The organism is Humiphilus diazotrophicus, assembly GCF_059726315.1.
Window position 1 is genome coordinate 5,452,191 of sequence record NZ_AP040870.1, and the last position, 22,560, is coordinate 5,474,750.

The 22,560-nt window shown below is 52.3% G+C and carries 19 protein-coding genes and 1 tRNA gene; 4 read left to right on the plus strand and 16 right to left on the minus strand.

What is annotated here, in order from left to right; genetic code table 11:
- Positions 1–9: 9 nt before the first annotated feature.
- The 11 genes from AC6I7T_RS22540 to AC6I7T_RS22590 form a co-directional block, all read right to left on the minus strand.
- On the minus strand, positions 10–609 hold the full coding sequence (locus AC6I7T_RS22540; RefSeq protein ID WP_497789974.1) for a hypothetical protein: 600 nt from the start codon (positions 607–609) through the stop codon (positions 10–12).
- A complete protein-coding gene (locus AC6I7T_RS22545; protein ID WP_497789976.1) occupies positions 609–1,196 on the minus strand; it encodes a hypothetical protein in 588 nt (195 codons plus the stop codon). Before AC6I7T_RS22545 ends, AC6I7T_RS22540 begins: the two co-directional genes overlap by 1 nt.
- Positions 1,193–1,915 carry a PilN domain-containing protein gene (locus AC6I7T_RS22550; RefSeq protein ID WP_497789978.1) on the minus strand — a complete coding sequence of 241 codons (723 nt, stop codon included), beginning with the start codon at positions 1,913–1,915 and terminating at the stop codon, positions 1,193–1,195. The genes AC6I7T_RS22545 and AC6I7T_RS22550 overlap by 4 nt, the downstream gene beginning before the upstream one ends.
- Complete coding sequence (gene pilM, locus AC6I7T_RS22555; RefSeq protein WP_497789979.1) at positions 1,916–2,833, minus strand: type IV pilus biogenesis protein PilM; 918 nt, start codon at positions 2,831–2,833, stop codon at positions 1,916–1,918. It lies immediately after the preceding gene.
- Positions 2,833–4,461, minus strand: coding sequence for a GspE/PulE family protein (locus AC6I7T_RS22560; protein ID WP_497789981.1), 1,629 nt, complete (start codon positions 4,459–4,461; stop codon positions 2,833–2,835). The genes pilM and AC6I7T_RS22560 overlap by 1 nt, the downstream gene beginning before the upstream one ends.
- A gap of 17 nt (positions 4,462–4,478) precedes the next feature.
- The gene (locus AC6I7T_RS22565) at positions 4,479–5,681 is read right to left on the minus strand and encodes a type II secretion system F family protein (protein WP_497789983.1); all 1,203 of its coding nucleotides are present in this window, start codon (positions 5,679–5,681) and stop codon (positions 4,479–4,481) included.
- 52 nt (positions 5,682–5,733) lie between these two features.
- The gene (locus tag AC6I7T_RS22570) at positions 5,734–6,942 is read right to left on the minus strand and encodes a hypothetical protein (protein ID WP_497789984.1); all 1,209 of its coding nucleotides are present in this window, start codon (positions 6,940–6,942) and stop codon (positions 5,734–5,736) included.
- A 314-nt stretch (positions 6,943–7,256) separates the two neighbouring features.
- On the minus strand, positions 7,257–7,910 hold the full coding sequence (locus tag AC6I7T_RS22575; RefSeq protein ID WP_497789985.1) for a LolA family protein: 654 nt from the start codon (positions 7,908–7,910) through the stop codon (positions 7,257–7,259).
- Positions 7,911–8,432, minus strand: a complete 522-nt coding sequence (locus AC6I7T_RS22580; RefSeq protein ID WP_497789986.1) for a type IV pilin protein — start codon at positions 8,430–8,432, stop codon at positions 7,911–7,913.
- Positions 8,433–8,701: 269 nt separating this feature from the next.
- Positions 8,702–9,154 carry a Spy/CpxP family protein refolding chaperone gene (locus AC6I7T_RS22585; protein WP_497789987.1) on the minus strand — a complete coding sequence of 151 codons (453 nt, stop codon included), beginning with the start codon at positions 9,152–9,154 and terminating at the stop codon, positions 8,702–8,704.
- Between the two features lie 98 nt (positions 9,155–9,252).
- Entirely contained in the window at positions 9,253–10,554 is a 1,302-nt protein-coding gene (locus AC6I7T_RS22590; protein WP_497789989.1) for a M16 family metallopeptidase, read from the minus strand.
- Between the two features lie 54 nt (positions 10,555–10,608).
- Here AC6I7T_RS22590 and rlmN point away from each other — a divergent pair, with 54 nt between their 5' ends.
- Positions 10,609–11,772: a dual-specificity RNA methyltransferase RlmN gene (gene rlmN, locus AC6I7T_RS22595; RefSeq protein WP_497789990.1), complete on the plus strand. Its 1,164-nt coding sequence runs from the start codon at positions 10,609–10,611 to the stop codon at positions 11,770–11,772.
- A 66-nt stretch (positions 11,773–11,838) separates the two neighbouring features.
- On the opposite strand, the gene AC6I7T_RS22600 is transcribed toward rlmN, so the two are convergent.
- The 3 genes from AC6I7T_RS22600 to AC6I7T_RS22610 all read right to left on the minus strand — a co-directional run bounded on the left by AC6I7T_RS22600 (position 11,839) and on the right by AC6I7T_RS22610 (position 14,416).
- Entirely contained in the window at positions 11,839–12,885 is a 1,047-nt protein-coding gene (locus AC6I7T_RS22600; protein WP_497789991.1) for a gluconeogenesis factor YvcK family protein, read from the minus strand.
- 106 nt (positions 12,886–12,991) lie between these two features.
- Positions 12,992–13,537, minus strand: coding sequence for a TPR end-of-group domain-containing protein (locus AC6I7T_RS22605; RefSeq protein ID WP_497789992.1), 546 nt, complete (start codon positions 13,535–13,537; stop codon positions 12,992–12,994).
- Between the two features lie 243 nt (positions 13,538–13,780).
- The gene (locus tag AC6I7T_RS22610; RefSeq protein WP_497789993.1) at positions 13,781–14,416 is read right to left on the minus strand and encodes a DUF4254 domain-containing protein; all 636 of its coding nucleotides are present in this window, start codon (positions 14,414–14,416) and stop codon (positions 13,781–13,783) included.
- Between the two features lie 364 nt (positions 14,417–14,780).
- On the opposite strand from AC6I7T_RS22610, the gene AC6I7T_RS22615 reads away from it, so the two are divergent.
- The gene (locus tag AC6I7T_RS22615) at positions 14,781–15,830 is read left to right on the plus strand and encodes a UDP-glucose--hexose-1-phosphate uridylyltransferase (RefSeq protein ID WP_497789994.1); all 1,050 of its coding nucleotides are present in this window, start codon (positions 14,781–14,783) and stop codon (positions 15,828–15,830) included.
- A 92-nt stretch (positions 15,831–15,922) separates the two neighbouring features.
- Here AC6I7T_RS22615 and AC6I7T_RS22620 read toward each other — a convergent pair whose 3' ends face one another.
- Both AC6I7T_RS22620 and AC6I7T_RS22625 read right to left on the minus strand, forming a co-directional pair.
- Complete coding sequence (locus AC6I7T_RS22620; protein ID WP_497789995.1) at positions 15,923–16,084, minus strand: hypothetical protein; 162 nt, start codon at positions 16,082–16,084, stop codon at positions 15,923–15,925.
- Between the two features lie 94 nt (positions 16,085–16,178).
- Positions 16,179–16,254 (minus strand) — tRNA-Lys (locus tag AC6I7T_RS22625).
- 584 nt (positions 16,255–16,838) lie between these two features.
- On the opposite strand from AC6I7T_RS22625, the gene bcsQ reads away from it, so the two are divergent.
- Positions 16,839–18,161, plus strand: coding sequence for a cellulose biosynthesis protein BcsQ (gene bcsQ, locus AC6I7T_RS22630; RefSeq protein WP_497789996.1), 1,323 nt, complete (start codon positions 16,839–16,841; stop codon positions 18,159–18,161).
- Complete coding sequence (gene bcsA / locus AC6I7T_RS22635) at positions 18,158–22,558, plus strand: UDP-forming cellulose synthase catalytic subunit (protein ID WP_497789997.1); 4,401 nt, start codon at positions 18,158–18,160, stop codon at positions 22,556–22,558. The genes bcsQ and bcsA overlap by 4 nt, the downstream gene beginning before the upstream one ends.
- Positions 22,559–22,560: the final 2 nt, after the last annotated feature.

Below are 22,560 nucleotides of genomic sequence, written 5' to 3' on the forward strand. Positions count from 1 at the left end.
TCACAGCTCTTAGTTTTGTACCAGAGGAAGATTCTGGGTGTTGTGGTACGGGATGTCTTCTATCTGAACGGAGAAGGGCATGATCCGTACTACCTTGTAACGATGATTGACAACATCACCTTCCGAAGCCAGAAAGATATCTTCGCCGTGCAACAGAAAGACGCGTTTGCTACCACTCTTCGGCGCTGCGTAGCCGAAAAACTTCAAATCGATTGGCGGAGGTGGCGGTGGAGGCGGCGGCCCCTGTGCAATCTGAGCAATCGGTCGAGGTGGAGCCTTTGGCTTTGGAATATTGACTGGCGGAGCAGACGATTGCGAGAAAATATTGCGTCCTCTACCCGCATAGCTGATGGATTCGGCCTGCGCCATTAATTCTGTGTGCAGGGTTGGGTCCAGATTGATGTGTCCAACCTTCTTCGCTGTTCCGTTCGCGGCCGGAGCTGCAGTACTTGCAGGTGCTGGCGTTGCTGCAGCCGGAGGTGCGGTTGGTGTATCGCTGGTTCCAAAGGTGCTCCATAGAAAGCGAGCCAGCAGGATAAGGACAACAGCTCCAAGGCAAGCGGCCAGAATGACTTGTTTTTTATTTTCTGTTCCTACGCGTAAAGCCATTATTGACCTTCCTCTCCAGCAACGGGGATTCCTACTGCTGCGGAAGGCCGCAAGAAGGTGCGCAGGTGCATACGTAAATTCACCATGCCGCCTTGTTGTCCACTGAGTGCAAGAGCATCGATAACAAAGAAGGTTTTGTCGCGCTCTACATCGTTAATGAAATGCACAATCTCGGTGTAGTCCCCGCTGATGCTGGCATCCATGCGAATCTCTACCAAAGTCGGCAGAGCGGGAGCCTGCGTGTACTGTACGCGGGTGATATGGACGTGGTCCTTGACCTGCAAATTGCCCAATTCGGCAACGAAGGCGGAATCACTGGGGGGAATCCGCTTCGCATAGAAGCCGTCGATTGCTTCCCGGGCTTTGATGATCTTGGCGTCGAGCCCGCGCAAGGGAGCATTTTCGAGATTTAGCGTTTTAAGCTCGTTCTTCTCTGCAGCAAGCTGATCCTCTGGCTTACCTTGTGCTGTGTGCCAGGCGATTCCCAGTTTCACTCCCAGGAAGATATTGAATATCAGGAATAGTCCCAAGCCTGCCAGGTGCAGATTCAATGGCGTTAGCAGTTTCTTTTGCCAGTCTGCGGTCATCGTGCACCTCTCTTCTGCTGGTGCGGAGCAAGAGGTTGAGCCGCGACTGGCTTCCGGACTGGTTGGTTTTCTTCCATCTCTGCCTTTTCTGTTTTGGCAGGTTCTATTTTCGTCGGGGCTGCGAGTGGGTTGTATTCGGAAAGAATATCGAAAGAGACCTGATTGGAAGCGCTGACCGGTTGCATCATAGGGCCATTTCCATTGGAATTGCCAGTTTCTGCTGTCTCTCCTGCCAGGTAGGGCGAAACGAATCTCTTGGATCGCTCCAGATTTCTGATCAGATCTACCGACTTGTCGCGGGGCCCTATCACTTTGAGGCGTATGGAGACATTGCCCGTCTTGGTGATTACCGGTTCTATCGCAGAGACCTGAACTCCGGCGGGAAGCACATTTTCCAGATCCATCATGACAGCGGTCCAGGAAAAGGCCTTCTGCTGAAAGAGGTGATTCAGAAACTCCGAGTGTTGCAGCACATCCGCATTCTGCGGCTGGTGCATGAGAGTTTGAAAACTTTGCTTTTCTTTTAGCAGCTGGTTTGTGTTTTGTTGCAGCAGCTCTTGTTCTGCTTTAGCATTGGCTGCTTTATTCTCTTGTGTACGCAGTAGCGACCACAAAGTGAAGGCGAGCACCGCCAGTAAGGCCATCCATAAACGAAGGCGTTGCAGGTAAGGCCGTAGATCGATGTGCGGCCTGGAGGCGAGATTGAGAGTAATGCGCATCTATCGAGCTAACGCTCCTGTCACTCCCGCTAGAACACCGCGAGGTAAAACTGTTGAATAGCCGATGGAGGGAATAGGAATCAAATCTTTTATTTCTACTTCCATCGAGTTGTCCGCTATCAGCCGTTCCAATTTTGCCACTCCATCCTGTCCTGTGCAGAGTAACTGGGAGGGCGGGGCATGAAGTGTATCTTCAAAATAAGCCATGGTAACGCTGACAGCTCGCTGTATTTCTCCGCGGGCCGATTCCTCGTCAGTGGGGAGCTCCACCGTGCGATAAAGCAACAGTTCTTCTCCGCTGGCGATGGCTGTTGTGATGGTTTGTCCGCTACTGTTGACGATCAGAGCCGATTCCAAAGAAGAGATCGTTGCACTTGCAGCCAAAGTACTGGGCAATACCGCTCCTGCTTCGTAACCCAGGCGCCGGAGGGTCTGCTCATATTCGTTCAAGAGTTCGTTGGGGATAACTGCCACGAGCACTCGAACCTCTTCCGGCTTACGTACCATCACCTGGTAACTCACCATGGCTTCGTCTATTTCAAAAGGGACGAGTTTCTTGAGACGAAAACGCAATATAGGCAAAGCTTCCTGCAGCTTATCCGGCAGGGTATCGAAATCGAGCAACAGAACGCGTACCGCTGAATCCGGTATTACCAGTGTGGCTTGTTTCTTGCGGTTGGATACCTCTCCCAAGGCTTGGCCGAGAGCTGCTTCTACCGCCTGTGGAGAGGCGATATTCGGACCATTGAGGCCGGGAGTGAGTGCTCCGGCTGGCAGCGGAACAAAGGCAAAGGTCGGCGCTTCGCCAGGTTTGCTCTGTCCTGCGGCAATTACCCCTTCCGGCGTAAGCTCGCAAGCCAGATCCGGTCTCTGGCTCGGATCGGAGGCCGAAGGCAAGATTTTCCAAAAGTTCAACACTAGCGGGATGCCTCGATAAACGTAACTTTATTGATCTCTTTAAGAGTTGTGACTCCGGCTCGTACCCGTTGCAAGGCCGACTCACGTAGAAAAACCATGCCCTCTTCTCGCGCTGCTTTACGAATCTCAGAGGTAGGCTTCTTCTCCAGAATCAGCTCACGAATCGAGTCCGTGAGGTCCAGGAGTTCGTGAATAGCGGTTCTTCCCCGGTATCCGGTGCCGCCACATTCAATACAACCTGCCCCCTCTTTGAATTCGAAGTCGCGCCACTCTTCCAGTTTTAACCCGCTGGAGATCAGTAGGGATTCATCGTACTGAACAGGTTTTACACAATGCTCGCAAACAGTACGGACAAGTCGTTGGGCAAGGATGCAGTTCAAAGCGGAGACGAAATTGTAAGCTTCTACGCCCATGTTCAAGAAACGACCCAGCACGTCAACCACATTGTTAGCGTGGACCGTTGTGAAGACGAGGTGTCCGGTTAGAGCTGATTGAATTGCGATCTGTGCTGTTTCCGTATCGCGGATCTCACCGACGAGGATCTTGTCGGGGTCATGACGCAAGATCGAACGTAGACCACGAGCAAAGGTGAGTCCCTTCTTCTCGTTGACCGGGATCTGCGTGATTCCGCGAATCTGATACTCGACAGGATCTTCAATGGTGATGATCTTGTCTTCGTCGCTCTTGATCTCATTCAGAGCCGCGTAGAGCGTGGTTGTTTTACCTGAGCCGGTAGGACCGGTAACCAGCACCATGCCGTAGGGCTCGCGGATGTAGCGGCGGAAACGGCGTAGATCCTCTTCCCAGAAGCCGACTACATCGAGAGTCAACTTGCGGAACTTTTCGCTCATCGACTCCTTATCCAGCACACGGAGCACAGCGTTTTCGCCATGCACTGTCGGCATGATGGAGACACGGAAGTCGATCAGGCGGCCCTTATAGCGAACCCGGAAGCGTCCGTCCTGTGGGACGCGGCGCTCGGCGATATCCAGTTCGCTCATGATCTTGATACGCGAAAGGATGGTCGAGTGGTGTTCTCTGGCAATTGGAGCCATTGCAGGCTGGAGCACGCCATCGATACGGTACTTCACCAACAAGCTATCGTCGTAAGTCTCAATGTGAATATCGGAGGCCCGTCGCTCAAGGGCGGTAAAGATCGTGGTGTCAACGAGACGAATAATCGGGCTGATATCTTCTTCCGAAGTCAGCTTTTCAATCGAGATATTCTCGTCGGGGTTGTCCTCTTGCGAGATGACATCGAAGGTGAGTCCTTCAGTGGCCTCTTCCAGTACGCGCTGCGACTGCTCTGTCTTCTTGAGTAGGTCGGTGATCTGACTTAAGGTCGCAACACGCGTGATGATGCGTTGACCCAGGAGCCCCGATATCTCATCCAAAACCATCAATCGGCTTGGGTCGCTGACCGCGATGATCAGGTGATCTTCGTTTTGCTCCAGCGGGACAAAGTTGTAGCGGAACATCAGCTCGACAGGTACGGTGCGGAAGAGGTCGTGCTGAATACGGAAGTTCTTGAGATCGACGAACTCGGAGCAATAACGCTTTGCTAAGGCTTGTGCCTGTGCCCGTTCGTCGTTCTCGGTCGGCAATGTCAGTAAGGGAGCTTGAGCCATTTGGATTCCTATCTCGCCTAGTGTTGCATGTTGCCCATTTGACTAAGCGAGAAGATGGGCAAGTAGAGTGCGATCAGGATGACGACAACAACAACTCCCATCACGATCAAAATCGCAGGTTCGATCAGGGCAAGGGCTGCCGTCAGGGCCGTTTGAACGTCTTCCTCGAAGAATTCGGCGACGGAGTTCAGCATTTGGGGTAAAGCTCCGGTCGATTCTCCGACTTCAATCATCTCTGTAGAGAGCTCTGGAAAGACTTTCGTCGATTCCAAGCTCTTGGCCAGACTCTTTCCTTCTCGAACCGTCGTTACCGAAGAGAAGACGGCCTTGGCAATTCTGCGGCTGGCAATCGATCGAGCGGCCGTCTCCAGGGAGGGAACCAGAGGAAGTCCTCCTGAGAGTAGCGTCGAAAGCGTACGAGCGAAGAGTGCCACCTGGTACTTCAGCCAGATCTTGCCAAACAGCGGCAGCCGAATACGAATGCCGTCGATCCGGTCGGAACCGGATGAGGTCTTGCTCCAGCGAAATAGTCCGTAGATTGACAGCGCCAGCGCGGGAAGCACATAGAAAACATACTTCTGAGCATTCGTCCCCAATGACAGGAGCAACAACGTGAGAGCTGGCAGATTGCTGCCCATCTGGTCGTACAGGGTCGCGAAACGTGGGACGACAAAGGTGATGAGGAAGATGAACAGGCCAATTACCAGGCAAATCAGCATGATCGGATAGATCAAGGATGCGGTAAGTTTTTTGCGGAAGGTCAGTGAGACGCGTTGGAAGGAGAGAAATCTCTCCAATACCTCTTCCAGATTGCCGCTTCGTTCACCGGCCAGGAGCGTTGTCGTATAGATAACAGGGAATCCACCCTGGGCTTCGAAGGCGGCCGACAATGATTCTCCGGTTTTGACCCGCTGGGCGACATCGAGCAGTTGGGCCGCAAACGCCGTATTTCTCTGGCTTTTGGCTAGCATCTCCAGAGAGCCCAGGATGGGGAGTCCGGCCCGGATGAGGGTCAAGAACTGCTGATTGAAGATGACGAAGGTCTCAAGCTTGACTTTCTTGCGCTTTAGCCCGCTCACCATGCCATGCGGCTTTACCGAATAGACATAGAAGCCAGCCTGGGTAAAACGCAGGCGTAATTCTTCGGCTGTGGCAGCCGATTGTACTTGCTCCTGAACATGACCGCGCTCGTCGGCCAGCTTGATGACGAATTCCGCCATTCCTATCTAGGCTCCGGAAATCTGGGGAGAGTTTGTTTTGCAGCTGTGTCTCTCATTTGGAGGTTGCAATCTTCCCCTTCAACGATATCAGTTTGCCGATACGGCCATTCGGACCGACAGCCCAGGGAAGACTGAGAGCATTCCAGTTTCCATTGTCGACCGATTGCCAAGTGCGGCCATCATCATAGCTCACGTCTGTTCCATTTGTGCCAACGGTCAACCAGGCCTTGTCTGCTTCATCCCATGCTACGGCTGAACGGTAGCCGTGAGGCGGCTTTGTGGCCGCTGCCCAGTGCCTTCCCCCGTCGGCAGTCCAGGCAGCGGTTCCCTCGCTTTCAGTCGGCTTCTGGTAGTTGCCGCCTACAGCCACGCCTCTTGCCGGAACCCGAAGATTCCTAAGGGGTCCCTTGTCGGACGAAAATGCTGTTTTCGGTTCCCTACGAAAAGCTATAGAGAAGACGCCCGAACTCTCGGTTCCGCTCGCCAGTGGAACCGAGACGGCAGGAAACCAGGCAAAACCCTCCGGCTCGAAGGTTCCATCCTGCTTTTGTACGTCTCCTAATATCTGAATTCCTTGGTGGACAAAGGCTCCGCTTCGCCCCCCGACGCCGAACCAAGCCCATCGATCCTGAATAGTCAGAGCCGAATTGCTGGCAGCGAAGGCTCCAGCTCCTTCCTTCCCTGCTGCAGGGATCTCTCCTCGTCCTGGATATTTCCACTTCCAGGTGTTTCCTCCATCGTTTGTCTGGAGCGTGACAAAGTGCTGTCCGCTCCATGCGGGGCCTTTGTACTCGGGTTTGCTGAATCTATAGTCGGATATCGGGTCTCCGAGGATGAGCCCGTGCTGTTTGTCCCAAAACTGGACACTATCCCAGAAACCGTCTTTGTCTGGATTGGTGAAGAGTAGCTTCCAGCTGTGGCAACCATCGACCGTTTTGTAGATTCGGCTCTGATCGCCGGGGCCGGATGACATGACGATAGCTGTGTCGGCGTCCCAACCCAAGATCCCCCGAAAATCCAGCTTTTCTGCCCCAGGAGGGATGGAGCATGTTTGCCATACATAGCCACCATCCTCAGTGCGCAAAACCGTTCCATTGGTTCCGCTGGCCCAGGCAATGCCATTTCCTACGGCATGGATTCCACGAAGGCTCGCTGTGGTGTTGGAGGTTTGGATCTGCCAGACGGTATCTCCGGGTTTCTCTATCGCGGGAGCTGCCTGTGCAATAGCTGTGCAGGAAAGGCCGGTCAGAATTGTAATCAAGAAAAGGGCGCGCCATCTCATGGCCGCAGTGTAGTTGATGAGGATATTTTTTACAGATGGCGGGACTGGAGATATAAATCCGGAGGATTCTCAGATTCTTGCTGGAGGCAGGTAAAGAGGAGAAGAAACAGTGGAAGCGAGGAGAGCAGTCGCCGTTTCTCCTCGCATTGTTCCTATGCTGCCAAAGCATTTCGGTGGGATGCTACGAAATTAGCCCCGCTGTAGCGGAGCTACACCGGGGCTAATATTTGCGCCAAATGTACAAATTTCAGACAGTCGAGCAATTTGTCTGCTCAGCAGGATCTTGAGTCCTTCTATACAGGAGGCAAACCCTGAACAATTTTCACGCCTGATGCAGGCTTAAAGACGAAGTCCTGATCGCCCACCGGAACGTTGTCCTGTTCTCCGGCGAAGGAGAATTCGGTAATAGCTCCATCGACTTCCTGCATCTTCATCGTGTGGATCACGCCATCTTCCGTCACTCCCAAGCTGAGCATCGAGACGCGTTTCTCCATGCCCTTGGGCGTTCCTGTCAGGAGATATCCCTTCCCATTGGGCTCAATCTTTAGATTGTTGAGTTCCTTTTCCAGGCGCGTGTGCCCTAAAAGGAAGCGAAGCGGCGAGCGAAGATCGTCCAGTTCTTTGGCTGGAATACGAGTGGCTTGGGCCTGTCCCGGCGTATAGAAATAGCCGAATTGTCCATCCAGGAGGAAGATTTTGCCTGCAGGCTGCGAATAATTCCAACGCATCCGGCCCGGCTTCTTCAGCAGAAGAGAGCCACTTTCCTTGCGTTGCATACCCATGCCTTCATAGCTTTGGACAAAGCTGACTTTGAGGCTTTTGAGTGAGTTGTAATGTCTATTAACGGCATTTGCCAGCTCGGTGGCACTGGCCGGAGTTTGGGAATATGCGGGAGCAACAGAGATGGCGGCCATAACGGCCGCCATCAGGAACTTACTGATTTTCATCTACTTAATAGCCTGTGTGCAGTTGGTTCCACCCTTAGGATCGGATTTGATTTCTCCAAACTGATCCAGGCAGAAACCTCTATTGCCTGTTTTGCCTACGGCTTGTGGGACTGCGGTGATCTCGTAGGAAGTGTACTGGTCCTGGTTATTTACTGTGACCTTTTGGCAGTTCACGATATTAAAGGTATAACCGCTCTTCTGCCCTGAAGTCAGGTCACTTGGCAACAGGTGTGCTGCCTCAGCAGTAGGCGGTCCGCTCTTGGGGTCACCACCGAGAGCTGGAAGAGAGCAGGCGAAACCATTGGCCGGATAAGTAGCAGAATACTGAATCTGCGCTCCGGCGATGGCTCGCAGAGACTGGATAGCCGAGGTCTCATTGGCTTGGCTCTTGATGCTGGAGAAGTTTGGAATAGCGATCAGCATCAGGATGAGCATGATGGAGATAACGATCAGCAATTCCATCAGGGTGAAACCATCTTGCCGCCTGCGACGTGGTTGTTGCTTGAGTGAACGCGAATTCATCTGCTTACGGGTCCTTGAACGAAGCATATACCGATGGCAATCGTATAACCAACCAGACGTAAAGGGAAATCCCTACGCTCAAATCCTCTTCCTTTACTTTAGACGATTGAAGGGGGGCAGAGGATGAAGGTCCTCGGTTAGGCTACAGCAGCCCTTTAACGGACAATGGATATGGGCTTTTTCTGGCGGACTTTTTTAAATGCTCCCCGGTCCTTGTGCCGGACCGGGGAGCATGGCTGTCGATAGAAAACAATTATCCGTAGTTCTGCTTATTGCTGGGGCGGTGTTGTAGTGCTGGAGGGAGCCTCCCCGGCTTGTTTGTGGTGATGCCCACCCTTTCGCTGCGCTTTCATCTGCTCGAATTGCTGTTTCTGCTGATCGTTCAGCACTGCCTCAAGCTTGCTGTTCGAATCCTCCCGAATGCTCATCAGCTTGGCGCGTTTATCCTTTGGCGCGATGCTTGAGTCAGAGCGCACGCTTTGGACCTGCTGATCCGCATCACTCAGGATGGGCTTGATCTGATTTTGCTGATCTGCCGAAAGGTTGAGCGCCTTGGTCAGGTGCTTGAGCTGCATGTCCGGATTGGGAGCATGCCCGGCTCTTCCTGCGTGTGCTGGAGCTGGTTCGGGCTGCTGGGAACTGTCCTGGGCATAGGCTGTGCCTGCGGTTAAGCCTGCGACCAGGAGTCCACTCAATACGATTTTCTGAAGCGATTTCTGCATGGGTTTTTCCCTCCTGCGACTACAACAGACCCACGCTTATCTGAGAGGTTGTCCGCAACTTTTAAAAAAGTGTTGAAACAACCCCTGAAGAATCGCAACTAGCAAACCATCTGGCTACGAGAAAGCTTCAGCCCGTCCAGGCGGCCGAGCAGCGTAACGGCTACTGCCTCCGGCTGGAAGAGAGAGCGTGCCATGCTGATGACCTGCTCGGCATCGACTTGTTCAATCAGCTGCAGAATGTCTTCGACCGAGAAGAAGTGCCCGAAGTACATCTCCTGCCGTGCCAGATTGGACATCCGTGAAGTAGAGCTTTCCAGTCCAAGAAGGATGTTCCCCTTCAGCTGGTCCTTCGCCCTGCGTAGCTCGTCTTCCGGCAATGGCTGCTCTTTCAGCCTGCGGAACTCCTCCATGATTAATTGCACGACCTGTGGAGCGCGCTCTGCTGAGGTTCCGGCATAGACACATAGCGCTCCTGTGTCCCGGTAGGGATTCAGGTCGGAATAGATTGCATAAGCTAATCCACGCTCTTCGCGGACAGTTTGGAAGAGCCGTGAACTCATTCCTCCCCCGAGTACAGTGTTCAGCAGCAGAGTCACATAACGCTTCTGATGGGCAATCGGAGGGGAGGGAACACCAAGGCAGATCTGAACCTGCTCCAGTGCCTTTTTATTGCGTATGACGATCTTGGCCGTAGTTTGCGGCGGTTCTTCGGCTCCTATTGCCTGACCTGAAGGCAGACCTGAGAATCTTTTTGCGACTTCGGCGACAAACAAATCGTGATCCAGGTTTCCGGCTGCGGAAAAGACCATATTCCCGCCCAGAAAGCGCTCGCCATAATAGCCGAAAAGCGTTTCCTGCTGAAATTTTCCGACAGTATCGCGTGTGCCCAGAATCGGCTTGCCAAGTGGATGGTTCTTCCAGAAATTCTGCGTAAAGATCTCGTGGACCAGATAGTCAGGATTATCCTCGTCCATCTTGATCTCTTCCAGAATGACGCCACGCTCTCGCTTGATGTCTTCTTGGGCAAAGACCGGGTTAAGTACAAGGTCAGAGAGAACATCGAGAGCCGATGGAACATGTTCGTCTAGAACTTTTACATTGAAGCAGATAGTCTCTTTTCCCGTAAATGCGTCGAGGTTTCCGCCAATGGCGTCTACTTCGCGGGCGATACGTTGGGCGGAACGTGACTTGGTTCCCTTAAAGACCATGTGCTCAACAAAGTGGGATATGCCGTTGATCTCGGGACGTTCGTTGCGTGAACCAGTTTTCACCCAGACGCCCATTGCGACAGAGCGAAGGTGATCCATACGCTCGGTCAGTACGATCAAACCATTGGGGAGGACGGTACGGCGGATATTGCGTTCGGTAGACATTGAGGTGGTGATTTGCTCCAGTTTCAAAAGGCGACATCCCATTGGCCAGTGCTATGCTGGCGAGGCGGGATGCCGGAATCCATGTCAAAAACTAATCCATTCGTTTCACTGTTAGACGCGCCTGCCCACGCCGGCGATAGAAAGAATGGCCGGATCCTTTTTGGCCTTACGCATCAACAACTTAGCGAACTTGTCGAATCTTTTGGGCAGCCTTCTTACCGTGCTGGCCAGGTGGCGGAAGGTCTCTACAAGCACCGATATGACGACCTCTCAGCATTCTCTACTTTACCGAAAACTCTTCGGACGCAGCTTGTGGAAGCCGGATATCAGGTCGGCCTGCCTCGTATCATGCAATCTTTTCAATCCTCCGATGGCACCGAACGCTATCTGGTGGAGTGCAGGGATGGGGAAACAGTCGAAACAGTTTGGATGCCGGAAGGAGACGGCGGAGAAGCAGGTGATGGCTCGGAAGCCGGTGACGAGGAAGAGAGCATTTCTGCCCGGCAACGCGCGACAATCTGTGTCTCTAGCCAGGTAGGCTGCGCCGTAAACTGCCAGTTTTGCCTTACTGCCAAACTAGGCCTCAAGAGAAATCTTACTCCTGGAGAGATTGCCGGACAGGTTGTTGCGGTGTTGAAAGACAAGCAGGTTGAGATTGGCCGGGATCGTATCAATCTTGTTTTCATGGGGATGGGTGAACCCCTGCTAAATTACGAGAATTTTTTCTCGGCCGTCCGGTTGCTTGTCCAGGAGGCTGGAATCGCAGAGTCCCGGATGACGGTCTCAACATCCGGGATCGTTCCGGCAATGGGGCGGCTGGCGGAAGAAGAGATCAGGCCTAAGCTGGCAATTTCTCTTAATGCCCCGAATGATGAAATCCGTGAGCAAGTCATGCCGATTACACGCAAGTGGTCTATTTCCAGTGTCTTGGAGGCTGCCCGACGGCTTCACTTGCGGCCCAAGGAAAAGATCACACTCGAGTATGTGCTACTCGGGGGCGTAACCGACCAGCCAGAACACGCCGATCAGCTGATCAAGCTCGTGCGGCGCGCCAATTTGCCGCTAAAGATCAATCTGATTGCCTGGAACCCCGGCCCTGGAATTACGTATTCCACGCCCGAAGCTGGGGCAGTGGAGCGTTTTCATCGCCGTCTGATGGATGCTGGTATTGCTGCCTTCATTCGGAGGCCCAGAGGTCGGGATATCTATGCCGCTTGTGGTCAACTGAAGCGCACTGTCGGGTAGATCAAGAACAGAAACTACGCAGCTTTCTTCCAAAGAAAGCTGCGTAGTTTCTATCGTTGACGCGGCTTATTCTGCTTCACTCTGCCGCCGCTGTAAGGACTCGCGCCCCAGGCGAAGCAGCGCTCCCGTTACACGATCTGAGGTGTGGCGGACCAGATTGCCGCCAGCGGCAAAATCTCCGGTAATGCAGCGGACCCCCAGCGCCTCAATGCGGCTGATATCTGCTTCGATGGGTGCGGCACCTTCGGCCGCATACCGTTCACGGGTTTCAGGCGGAATGGGAGCAGTATTGATCAATGCGTAATCGAAGATGGGCGCACGTGCATGTTCGTAAATGCGCTCGATATGCTGGGCGGCGGTAAGCCCGAGGCTTTCATTTGCCTGGGTCATCAGGTTGCAGATGTACACCCTGGTGCCCTGAGCCTCGCTTAGTGCCTCCGGAATGCCGTTTACCAGTAGATTCGTAATCAAGCTTGTGTAGAGCGAGCCTGGACCGATTGTGATCATGTCCGCTCGGGCGATTGCTTCCAGCGTCTCGGGCAGGGGATCGGCATTGGGAGGCTCGAGCATCAGTTGCACGATGCGCCGCTTGTGAGCCGTAATGCTGGTTTCACCTCTTACCAGCGTGCCGTCATCCATTTTGGCGACTAGAGTTGCGTTTGCTGTTGTCGCCGGGTAGATGCGGCCACGCGTTGCCAGAATTTGAGACGCCAGTCGGATTGCATGTGCAAAATCTCCGGTGATCTCCATCAGAGCGGCAACGAAAAGGTTCCCGAAGGCATGGCCTTTGAGCCCCGTGCCGGTACGAAAACGATGGCGAAAGAGCTGAGAGATCAGGTCCTCTTCCTCGGAGAGCGCAACCATGCAGTTCCGCAGGTCTCCGGGAGGAAGCATATTGAAGTCTTTGCGGAGCTGGCCGCTGGAACCACCATCGTCCGTAACGGTGACAACCGCTGCTAAATCACTGATAAAGCAGGGGATTTCCGTGTTCGGAGTAGTGGCAACTTCAGGATTTAACACATAGCGTCTTAGACCGCGAAGGAGGGTCGATAACCCGGTTCCGCCGCCAATTGCAACAACGCGTAGAGCCGGGATCGTGGTGGGCCTTTCCATTTCTTCCTCGGTGGAATGGATGGAAAACGACTTACTCTCAGTTTTGGGCAAAACAGAAAAACTCCTCTACACGTAAGGAAAGAGATCGTTGGGGGACGATTTTTCCTTACGACACTTCCGGATACAGCAATTCCGTAAAACGAGGATCGTCAGCCATATCCTGGAAATCGGAATCACTACGCGCCTGAATGCGATTCTGCGCGTTGAGTTCAATAGCCTTCGACAAATGCTGCAGACACTCCTCCGGACGGTCTGTCATGCTCTTCAAAATGGCCAATCCATAGTGAGCATAGTCAGCTAAGGGCTCTTTCGTCAGGATGTCCTCGAACTGCTCTTCCGCTTCGCCATAAAAGCCTGTATTGAGCAAGGAGACGGCGTAGTCGTACTGCTCCTCAAGATTGTCGAACTTGAGTTCTGCAGAGCGGACGTTGCGCTCGCAAGCAGCAAGATAGACACGGGACCGCTCCAGTAGCTCCGGTGGCCCACTGGTGACCAGCTTCTCGAAAATGGCGTGAGCCTTCTCATACTTCCCCTGCTGCATGAGCTGCAGGGCAGTCTGATACTCTTTCACAGCTGCTTGAGGGGGCCCTGCCTCCTGTTTAACTTGGGGGCTGGATTTGCGTCGGCTGCCGGCCTGGCGTGCTTCTTGCATACTCTTCTAGATCCCTTTATCCGAAACTCCGGGCGATGACTGAATCTTTACAGTGGTGCGCCGTATATTCTACGGCGTTTTCACATTCGTCCTCTTATTTATCCGGCTTTATACAGACTGGCGTCATTCTCAAGAAAAACACCTCTTAACTGTCCATATCCCGGTTTGTATCGCATGTGAAAGCGCTATAGCGTTTGCAACGTTTTATACGCAGAACGGCTCAGGGCGTCAACTAAACAGAAATTACCCGTGAGTGCTGGTGCGGTATACCTGTGGATTCAGCGTCGGATCGTTATACATCTTCATTTGCCTATATAGCTTGAAACGTCGTTCTCCAAAAATTGCCTGCTGCCATAAACGATCAAGACATCCGGCCAAATCTTTGCGTTGCTCTGCCAGGATATCGTATCGCCCGCGATTGCGCTCAGCATGACCAGGAGGGGCGTCGATACGCTCAATCTCCTCCTTCGTGTGGAAGAGTTTGAGGGAGAGGATAGACAGCCTGTCGATGATCAGCCCGGGTGTCTCTGAATGTAATTCCGCCTCTGCGCGAGGCAAATCGTGTCGACTGAGCTCTTCCAAAAGGAAAACATCACACTTTTCTACCAAATCATTGCGAAGCTGGTTCGTCTTATCGATTGATCGCTTAGTACGGGCGATTTCCGAATCTGGTGCTCCGGGTATCCGTGCGGAATCCTCCGTGTGCCAGAGCTCAAAATTTGCAAGATGTTGCTTGATGACCAGTTGCAGCCAGCTTCCAGCCAGTCCTTCCGGGGCGGCAGGTGCTTGCTGATGCCAGTGCTTCGTGTAGAAGTCCTGAAGCTGGACGATCTTCTCTGCGGAGACGGTTTTCTGTAAAGGATGTTCTTGGCCGGGCATGAAAGAATCTATCAGTCTACGTTCTTCCTCATGGTAGAGCGAAATATGGGTTAGAGCATCTCTTTGCTCAGCCGTAAACCTAAAGCACAAAAGCTTTGGCAGCTTCCGTTCAAGAAAGCCGCACTTCACCATCTTTGGCGAGTGTATACCGATGCGGGAAATGCTCTGGGAAATCTCTCAGAGACCGATCTACGATACCGGCTTACGTTTCCTGGAGCAAATCCCTCCCATAGTGCAGTATCCTTGGGCTGATCCAAATTGTGGTTAGCTACCGCGCTTGGAATCCTGGATGGACCAATGCGGGGCAGTACGCTGGTATCAGGTCAAAGAAGATTAGTTCAAAGAAGAAGGAAGGTTTTTCCACGTGTCTGAAGCAAATTGGCAGTTTCCTCATAGGAGATGGAATCCGCTCCGCCGCCAGTGGGTGATGGTATCTCCGCATCGCACGGCCAGACCCTGGCAGGGAGAGGTGAATCGCGCTGCGGCTTTTCAGGGTGTCAGCTATGACCCAACATGCTATCTGTGCCCGGGAAATGAGCGGGTAGGCGGACATCACAACCCTAAATACACCAGTGTTTTTTCTTTTGTAAACGATTTCTCGGCCCTGCTACCAGATTCTCCCAAGGTAGAGGCCAGTGCGGAAGTTTCTGAACTGCTTCACGCCGAGCAGGAGAGAGGCATCTGCCACGTACTCTGCTTCCACCCGGATCACAGCCTGACTTTGGCACGGATGGATCCCTCCGATATCCGGCATGTCATCGACGCTTGGAGTGAGCACTACCAGGAGTTGGGCTCTAAATCCTGGATTCAACATGTCCAGATCTTCGAGAATCGCGGCGCCATGATGGGAGCGAGCAATCCTCACCCCCATTGCCAAATCTGGGCGACTGAGCACATTCCCGATGAGCCTGCGGCCGAATTAGCCTCCCAAAGCGAATACTGGAGCAAAAAGGGACATTGTCTGTTATGCGACTACCTGGCCACGGAGATCCAGCAGGCTCAGCGTCTGGTTGTGGAAAACGAGCATTTCGTTGCTCTCGTCCCCTGGTGGGCTGTTTGGCCCTTTGAGACTCTTGTCTTGTCCCGCAGTCACCTGGGCTCGATGCCGGAGCTTTCTCCCGCCCAGCGCGATGGCCTGGCAGACATCCTGAAGCGGCTGACGACTCGTTATGACAATCTCTTCGAAACAAGCTTCCCGTACACGATGGGCTTTCACCAGACTCCCACTGATGGAAAAGATCATCCTGAATGGCATTTCCACGCTCACTTCTATCCGCCGCTACTACGGTCGGCCAGTGTGCGTAAATTTATGGTTGGATTCGAAATGCTCGGCATGCCTCAGCGGGACATTACCCCCGAGAGTGCGGCAGAGAGACTGCGGGCGCTCAAGGATACCCACTTCACGCTGGCGTAGCAGCTTGTAAATTCATTTAGCCGATCTGTTCGGATCGGCAACAGATGTCCCAGGTCTCCGTGCTGAGTCCTGGGACATCTGTTTTATGTACATCAAGGAACAAAAGCTCCGGCAGTTTTCTTTGCACCCAGCAAAATGGAATAGCCTTCTTCGCTATCCACATCGAGCCGAAAATACTCCGAGTTCACTATGTGATAAGCCTTCAGCCTGTGGAGCAGTTTCCCCCGGGCGGAAAAAGTGACTGCCCTGTTCATTCGTGGGAATGATCTCTTGGAAAGCTTTAATGATGGGGAGATCGAGTGCCGATAAAGAATTTGGAAAGATGTGCGAGATTTGGGGGGATTAGGGTGGTGAGCTCGCTGGGATTCGAACCCAGGACCCACGCCTTAAAAGGGCGTTGCTCTACCTACTGAGCTACGAGCTCTCACTACCTCTACTTTCAAATTATCACATCAGGATGACTTTCGCTTTCCGCCTAGTTTTCCACCGAAGGGGAAGAGGGCCTGGGATCGTTCGATCGGCTCCCGTTCCGATTCAGTTTGGGAAGCTCTCGGAGGCTATCGAAAACCTGGTGCGAAATAGCTTGAAGATTTTCCTCTTAACTCGCTCGAAATAATTGGACGAACAATAGAGCACTGGAACTCAGAATATTCTCTTGGGAGATGATCTCGGAGTTGTTATCATAGGTATAAAGAAATCAATATAACTTAGTAACATCTGCAACTTGCACCAATATAAATCTATGTAAAGAACAGGTGCGGTTCAGATTGCTTCCTAAGTAACCTATTGATTAGTTACCGTGAGCGGATAAAGTCACTGGTTCAATAGCACGTAAGTGTGATGTTCGCGGTCTTATGAATGTTTTTAAGCATTACTTTTCCCTGGTGTTTTGCGAAAGCGTTGGTAGCCTCTTGGTTCCGATACATAGGAGAGTTCTCCCGGATTCGTTCTTGTGAGCATCTTTCGTGACGTCACATACAGGGTGGAAGGTCGACTGAAGGACGGGTTATGGCGGACTCTAAAGGTGAAGCAGATTTTCTGCAACCTCCTGACGATATAGCAACGCTTTATACGTGGGCCAATTTATACGGAGCGAAATACCGGGACTTTTCTGCATCCAGACAGCAACGGCGACTTCGCAATCGCGAGGAAGTTCAGGCTGGATATGGATCAGAAGGTACAAACAAGTCTGAGAGCCAGGCTGAGCGAGTCAAAGCCCTTGTAGAAGGCACGGGAGATAGCGAACGGATTTCCAGCAAAGAAGCTCTTCTTGAGACTGGTACTTCGTCTTCTCCTGCTTCGAATACTGTCCGACCAGATAGTACTCCATTAGCGGTTACTTTTATGGAGGAAGAGGTCCGGGAGCCAATTCGGACATCGTGGTCCTGCGTCAATGAGACTGTGCCATCCGAACAGCACACCAAGGCTCGTGTTCCTGACAAGGTGAAAGAGGAGGAGGACGTAACAGATCCCTCTTGTGACCCGAGGGAACCGCGTTGGCATGCCTTGAAGAGTATTTTGGGACATTCCGGAGGAATGCCCGATCTCTTTCGGAAACACGATCGGGATGGCGTTGCTCCCATTGTGGCTGTCTTCTCTTTATCTGGCGGTGTCGGCAAGACCAGCTTGTTAGCTGCTTTGGGCCGTGAGTTTTCTGCAGCAGGAGAGAAGGTTCTGCTGATCGATACGGCTCCTTATGGTCTCTTGCCTTTTTATTTCGGAGCACGAGAGCAGCGTCCGGGTATTGTAAGAACTTTTGCTCCCGCAGAGTCCCGTGACGATGCTGCTGTTCGTGTGATCAGTCTGGGAACTGAAGAGCTTTCTCCTTCGGATGTATCGGGGAAAGAAATTGCCCAGAAACTGAAAGGCTATGCGACAGACGCGACTCGAATTCTCATCGACCTGGCTACAGCATCTAAGTCTGTTACAAATAACGTCCTAAAGCTTTCCCCTATCGTCATCATTCCGGTGGTTCCGGACATGAGTTCTGTAATGACCTTGGGCGCTATTGAATTTTTCTTCAGACGCTATCAGACGGTTAATGGGGAACAGGTAAAGCGGTACTATCTTTTGAATCAATATGACGAAAGTCTGCAGCTGCATGTAGATATTCGAAATACGCTCTACCAGCAATTGGGAGATCGCCTTCTTCCGCTTCCATTCCGTCATGACGAGGCAGTCAGCGAAGCACTGGCCGAAGGCATTACTGTCGTTGATTACGCCCCGGATTCGGCTGCGGCCCTGGATGTAAAGAGCCTCTCCAATTGGTTGCGACAGGTTTCTCCTTCTGCGGCGCTAACTGGCCGTGGTGCACATTGGAGTGAACAATGAACCCTTTTTCATTGTGGGAGTCGATTGGCGAAGCTGATAATTTCTTCGCCAAGATATTGCGTTGTGCGCTCCTGCTACTTTTCTTTGCTGGCTTGGTTTTCTTTGCCGTTCTCCCGTTGAATTGGCCTCAGCAGGTCGTTTTGGGCTTTTCCATGCTCCTGATGGCGCTATGGATGGCCCGTTCCTCGAACTCTTATCTGATCACCCTTACTTTGATATTGATGTCGATGTTTGCCAGTTTCCGTTACGGCTGGTGGCGTCTATCGACAGTGATCCTGTTTCTGCGTGACCCTATGTTGCATTGGGGAGCTTTGGATGTTTTTTTTATTGTCATCCTGGTTCTGGCAGAAACCTATGCGGTCATTATCCTCATATTTGGTTATTTCCAAAGCATCTGGCCATTGCGCCGTGCACCAGTACCTCTGCCGGATAATGCTGAGGAGTGGCCCGAAGTCGATTTACTGATTCCTACTTATAACGAACCTTTAAGTGTTGTTCGCCATACTGTATTGGCCTCGCTCAATATTGACTGGCCGGTGGACAAACTGCATGTCTACCTTCTCGATGATGGCAGGCGCGAGGAGTTTCGGAAGTTTGCGCATGAAGCTGGCATTGGCTATATCACCCGCGAAGGAAATAAAGGAGCCAAGGCCGGCAATATCAATAACGCCTTAGCTCAGGTGCATTCTCCTTATGTTGCGGTCTTCGATTGCGACCATGTTCCTACCCGTAGCTTTTTGCAGGTTACGATGGGATGGTTTTTTAAAGATCGCAAATTAGCTTTGCTGCAAACACCTCACCACTTCTATTCTCCAGATCCATTTGAACGTAACCTGGATCAGTTCCGTTCTGTTCCGAACGAAGAAGAGCTCTTTTATGGCGTGGTGCAAGATGGCAACGATTTTTGGAACGCAACTTTCTTCTGCGGCTCTTGCGGCGTAATACGGCGTGAGGCCCTCGATCAAGTTGGTGGAATTGCTACCGAGACGGTCACAGAAGATACGCACACCTCTCTTCGCATGCAGAAGAAGGGTTGGAATACGGCGTACATCAATATTCCTCAGGCCGCGGGGTTGGCAACAGAACGTTTGTCCGGGCACGTGACGCAGCGCATCCGTTGGGCTCGTGGAATGATTCAGATTCTTCGCCTGGAGAATCCTGTGTTTGCGCGGGGGCTGAGCTGGGCACAACGTCTCTGCTACTTCAACGGGATGATGCATTTCTTGTATGCCTTGCCGCGGTTAATCTTCCTTACCGCTCCATTGATTTATCTCATTCTGGGGCACAAGAATATTCCTGGCCATTGGGCGGCAGTGCTGGCATATGCTTTGCCTCACCTTTTCCTGGTCAACGTGACCAATTCCAGGATTCAGGGCCGACATCGCCATTCCTTTTGGAATGAGGTTTACGAGACGGTATTAGCTCCTTATATTTTGCTTCCCACCTTGCTGGCGTTGGTCAACCCAAAACTGGGTAAGTTCAACGTTACTGCGAAGGGTGGCACGGTTAAAGAAACTTATTTCGATACAACCATTGCACAGCCGTTCTTCGTTTTGCTGCTATTTAACTTTATTGGGATAGTGATGGGCGGCATGCGGTTCTTCGTCTGGGATGTTGCGAATCGGGGAACCGTGATCATGAACTTGGTCTGGGCCTTCTTCAATATCGTCATCCTTGGTGTTGCTGTGGCTGTGGCCCGGGAGTCGCAACAGCGGCGTCAGGATGTGCGTATTGATTTGACCCTGCCCGCGGAAGTCCAGCTTTCCGACGGCCGTACCGTAAAGGGCACAACGGTAGATGTCTCGAGCGGTGGTGCTGCAATTCGTCTACACGAGAGCGTTGCAATCTCTTCGGGAGAGGCATTACGGGTCGTGTTCCCAATTCCTGGTGGACTTGCCTCCTTGCCTCTAGTTGTTGTGGGTCACGCGGGAGATCTCCTTCGTCTTCAATTTGAAGAGCTATCTATTGAAGATCAGGAGCAACTTACCCAAATTTTGTATTCGCGCGCCGATAGCTGGTTGGGCTGGGGCGAAGGCCGTGAAGTGGACCGTCCGCTACGCAGCCTTTACCGGATCTTCCGCTTGGCGATTCATGGTCTGTTGCATACCTTGCTTATCCTGTTTAAGAAGTCACCGAAAGAAAAGGAGAAGGGAGAGGGCGAACTATCGGCTTCAAAGCTGACATCTATTTTCCTATTGATGTTTCTTCTTGGCGGAATGGCTACCGTGCCGTTGCATGCTATTTCTGTAGCGTCGCGGAAAGTAGTTTCTCCCCTAACTTACGATTCCGTTAGCAATAACGGCTCTTTCCATGAGGGATTTGAGTTAAGAGATGCAGGTGAGACGAAGCCTATCGAGATGCGAGGCTTGCATAGCTTCCATACCGTTTCGTTTACGCTCTCCGATACCCACGTGGTGAAGCAGGCGACGATTCACATCCGATATCGCTTCTCTCCCGCCATGTTGCCGCAGCTTTCGCAAATCAAACTGCTGCTCAACGGTACTCTTTTCGCTACGCTGCAGATGCCCGCCAACGGCTCGGACGGTCTGATTGAGCAGACAATACCGATGCCCGAGGATTTGCTTGTCCGCAACAATCAACTGGTCTTCGAGTTCATCGGACATTACAACCTGGATTGCGAGAATGCCTCGGACCCATCGCTTTGGAGTCGCATCGATAACAAAAGCTCTATCGATTTATCGGGAAGCCTGCTTCCTCTGGTCGATGAACTGAAGATGCTTCCGGTTCCTTTCCTCGATTCAGCGTTGATCGCGCGGCCTTCTATCCCGATAACCTTTTTCGAACAGCCTTCACTGAAGTCTGTACAGGCTGCCGGAGTTGTCGCCTCTTATTTCGGGCTGGTTGCGAATTCCCGTCCGATTCGTTTTCCCGTTTCGATTGGAAGTATTCCGTCCGGCAATGTTGTCATCCTGGCTCCCCATAGCTCTGCTCTTCCTGCAAGTCTCAACTTGGGGGGAGTGGGTGTTCCGACGATTGCCGTGCGGCAGAATCCTAATGATCCCTATGGCAAGGTACTCATTCTCACAGGTCGGGATGAGGCACAGTTGCTGGTAGCGGCGCAAAACTTAGCTGTAAATTATGCGAGCCTGCATGGTGAAACAGAAGCTGTGTCGCAGTTAATGCTTCCGGCACCACAAGAAGCCGATGCAGCGCCGAAGTGGGCAAAGACCGGTCAGCTGAATCCTCTGTGGATGGACTCCACCGTCGATTCTTTGCAGACGGATGGCTCGGGATCACTGAATACTTATCTTCGGATTCCTCCCGATCTTTATTACGGACAAAAACAGCGCGTCTATCTCCATCTGAACTATCGCTATAACTCAGTTCCTCTGGGCGATAACTCTACGATGGCGGTGCGCGCCAATAACACATTCCTGGGTACGCTCCAATTACCAGCAGGGAAGGAGGAAGCGCGGACAGCTAAGGCGATGATTGTAATTCCTCGCCTAAACATGCGCCCCTTCTCGAATACTCTGTCCTTCGATTACAACTTTCAATGGCCCAAGAATGGACAGTGCCAAAATACTGTTCCCTCGAATATGCAGGGATCGATCTTACGGGACTCGTATCTGGATCTACGCGATTTTCATCATTACGTCGATCTGCCGAATCTGGAGATCTTTGCAAACGCAGGATTCCCGTTTACCCGTTTCGCCGATCTTCATCAAACTGCAGTCATCATGCCGCCAAATCCGGGACCGGAGGCTATTGCTCTCTTCCTCGCGCTCATGGCTCACTTCGGCGAACAGACCGGCTCTCCTGTTTTGCGTGTTACGGTAGGCGACCAAAGCTTGCTGCAAAAAGGAGCGAACCGGGATTTTCTCGTATTGGGCACCACGGCCGATCAGCCTGCCTTCGATAAGTTGGCAGACTATTTGCCGGTAAAGATGATGGGAGGCCAAGTAACCCTTCAGCAGCAGAGTGGGATCCTTGGATGGTTACGGCATGCCTGGTGGGTCATTCAGACCTTCGGGACAGATAAGTCCAGCGCTCCGGAAGAGGGAACTCAGGCAGATGCCTTAATTGAAGGAATAGAGTCACCCTATTTCCAAGGACGTACTCTTGTCCTTATCGAGGGCAAGGATATTTCTTCTTACGATTCTTTCCTGGCAGCCTTTATGAAGGTTTCGCAATCGGGAGATATATCTCAATCCGTAAGTATCTTGAATGGAGATGTCTTTAAGTCATTCTGGGCCGGGGAAAACCGCTATCATGTCGGTTCGTTGCCTCGCTGGACCCAGTGGAGCCTCTGGTTCGTAAATGTGCCGTGGCTGGTTGCCTTTCTTGTTCCTCCAATCTGTTTGTTGCTCGCTGTCTGGCTTCGCGTCATGCTGCGTCAACATGCTCGCACCCGACTAAAGATTGCAAGGAATTAAAC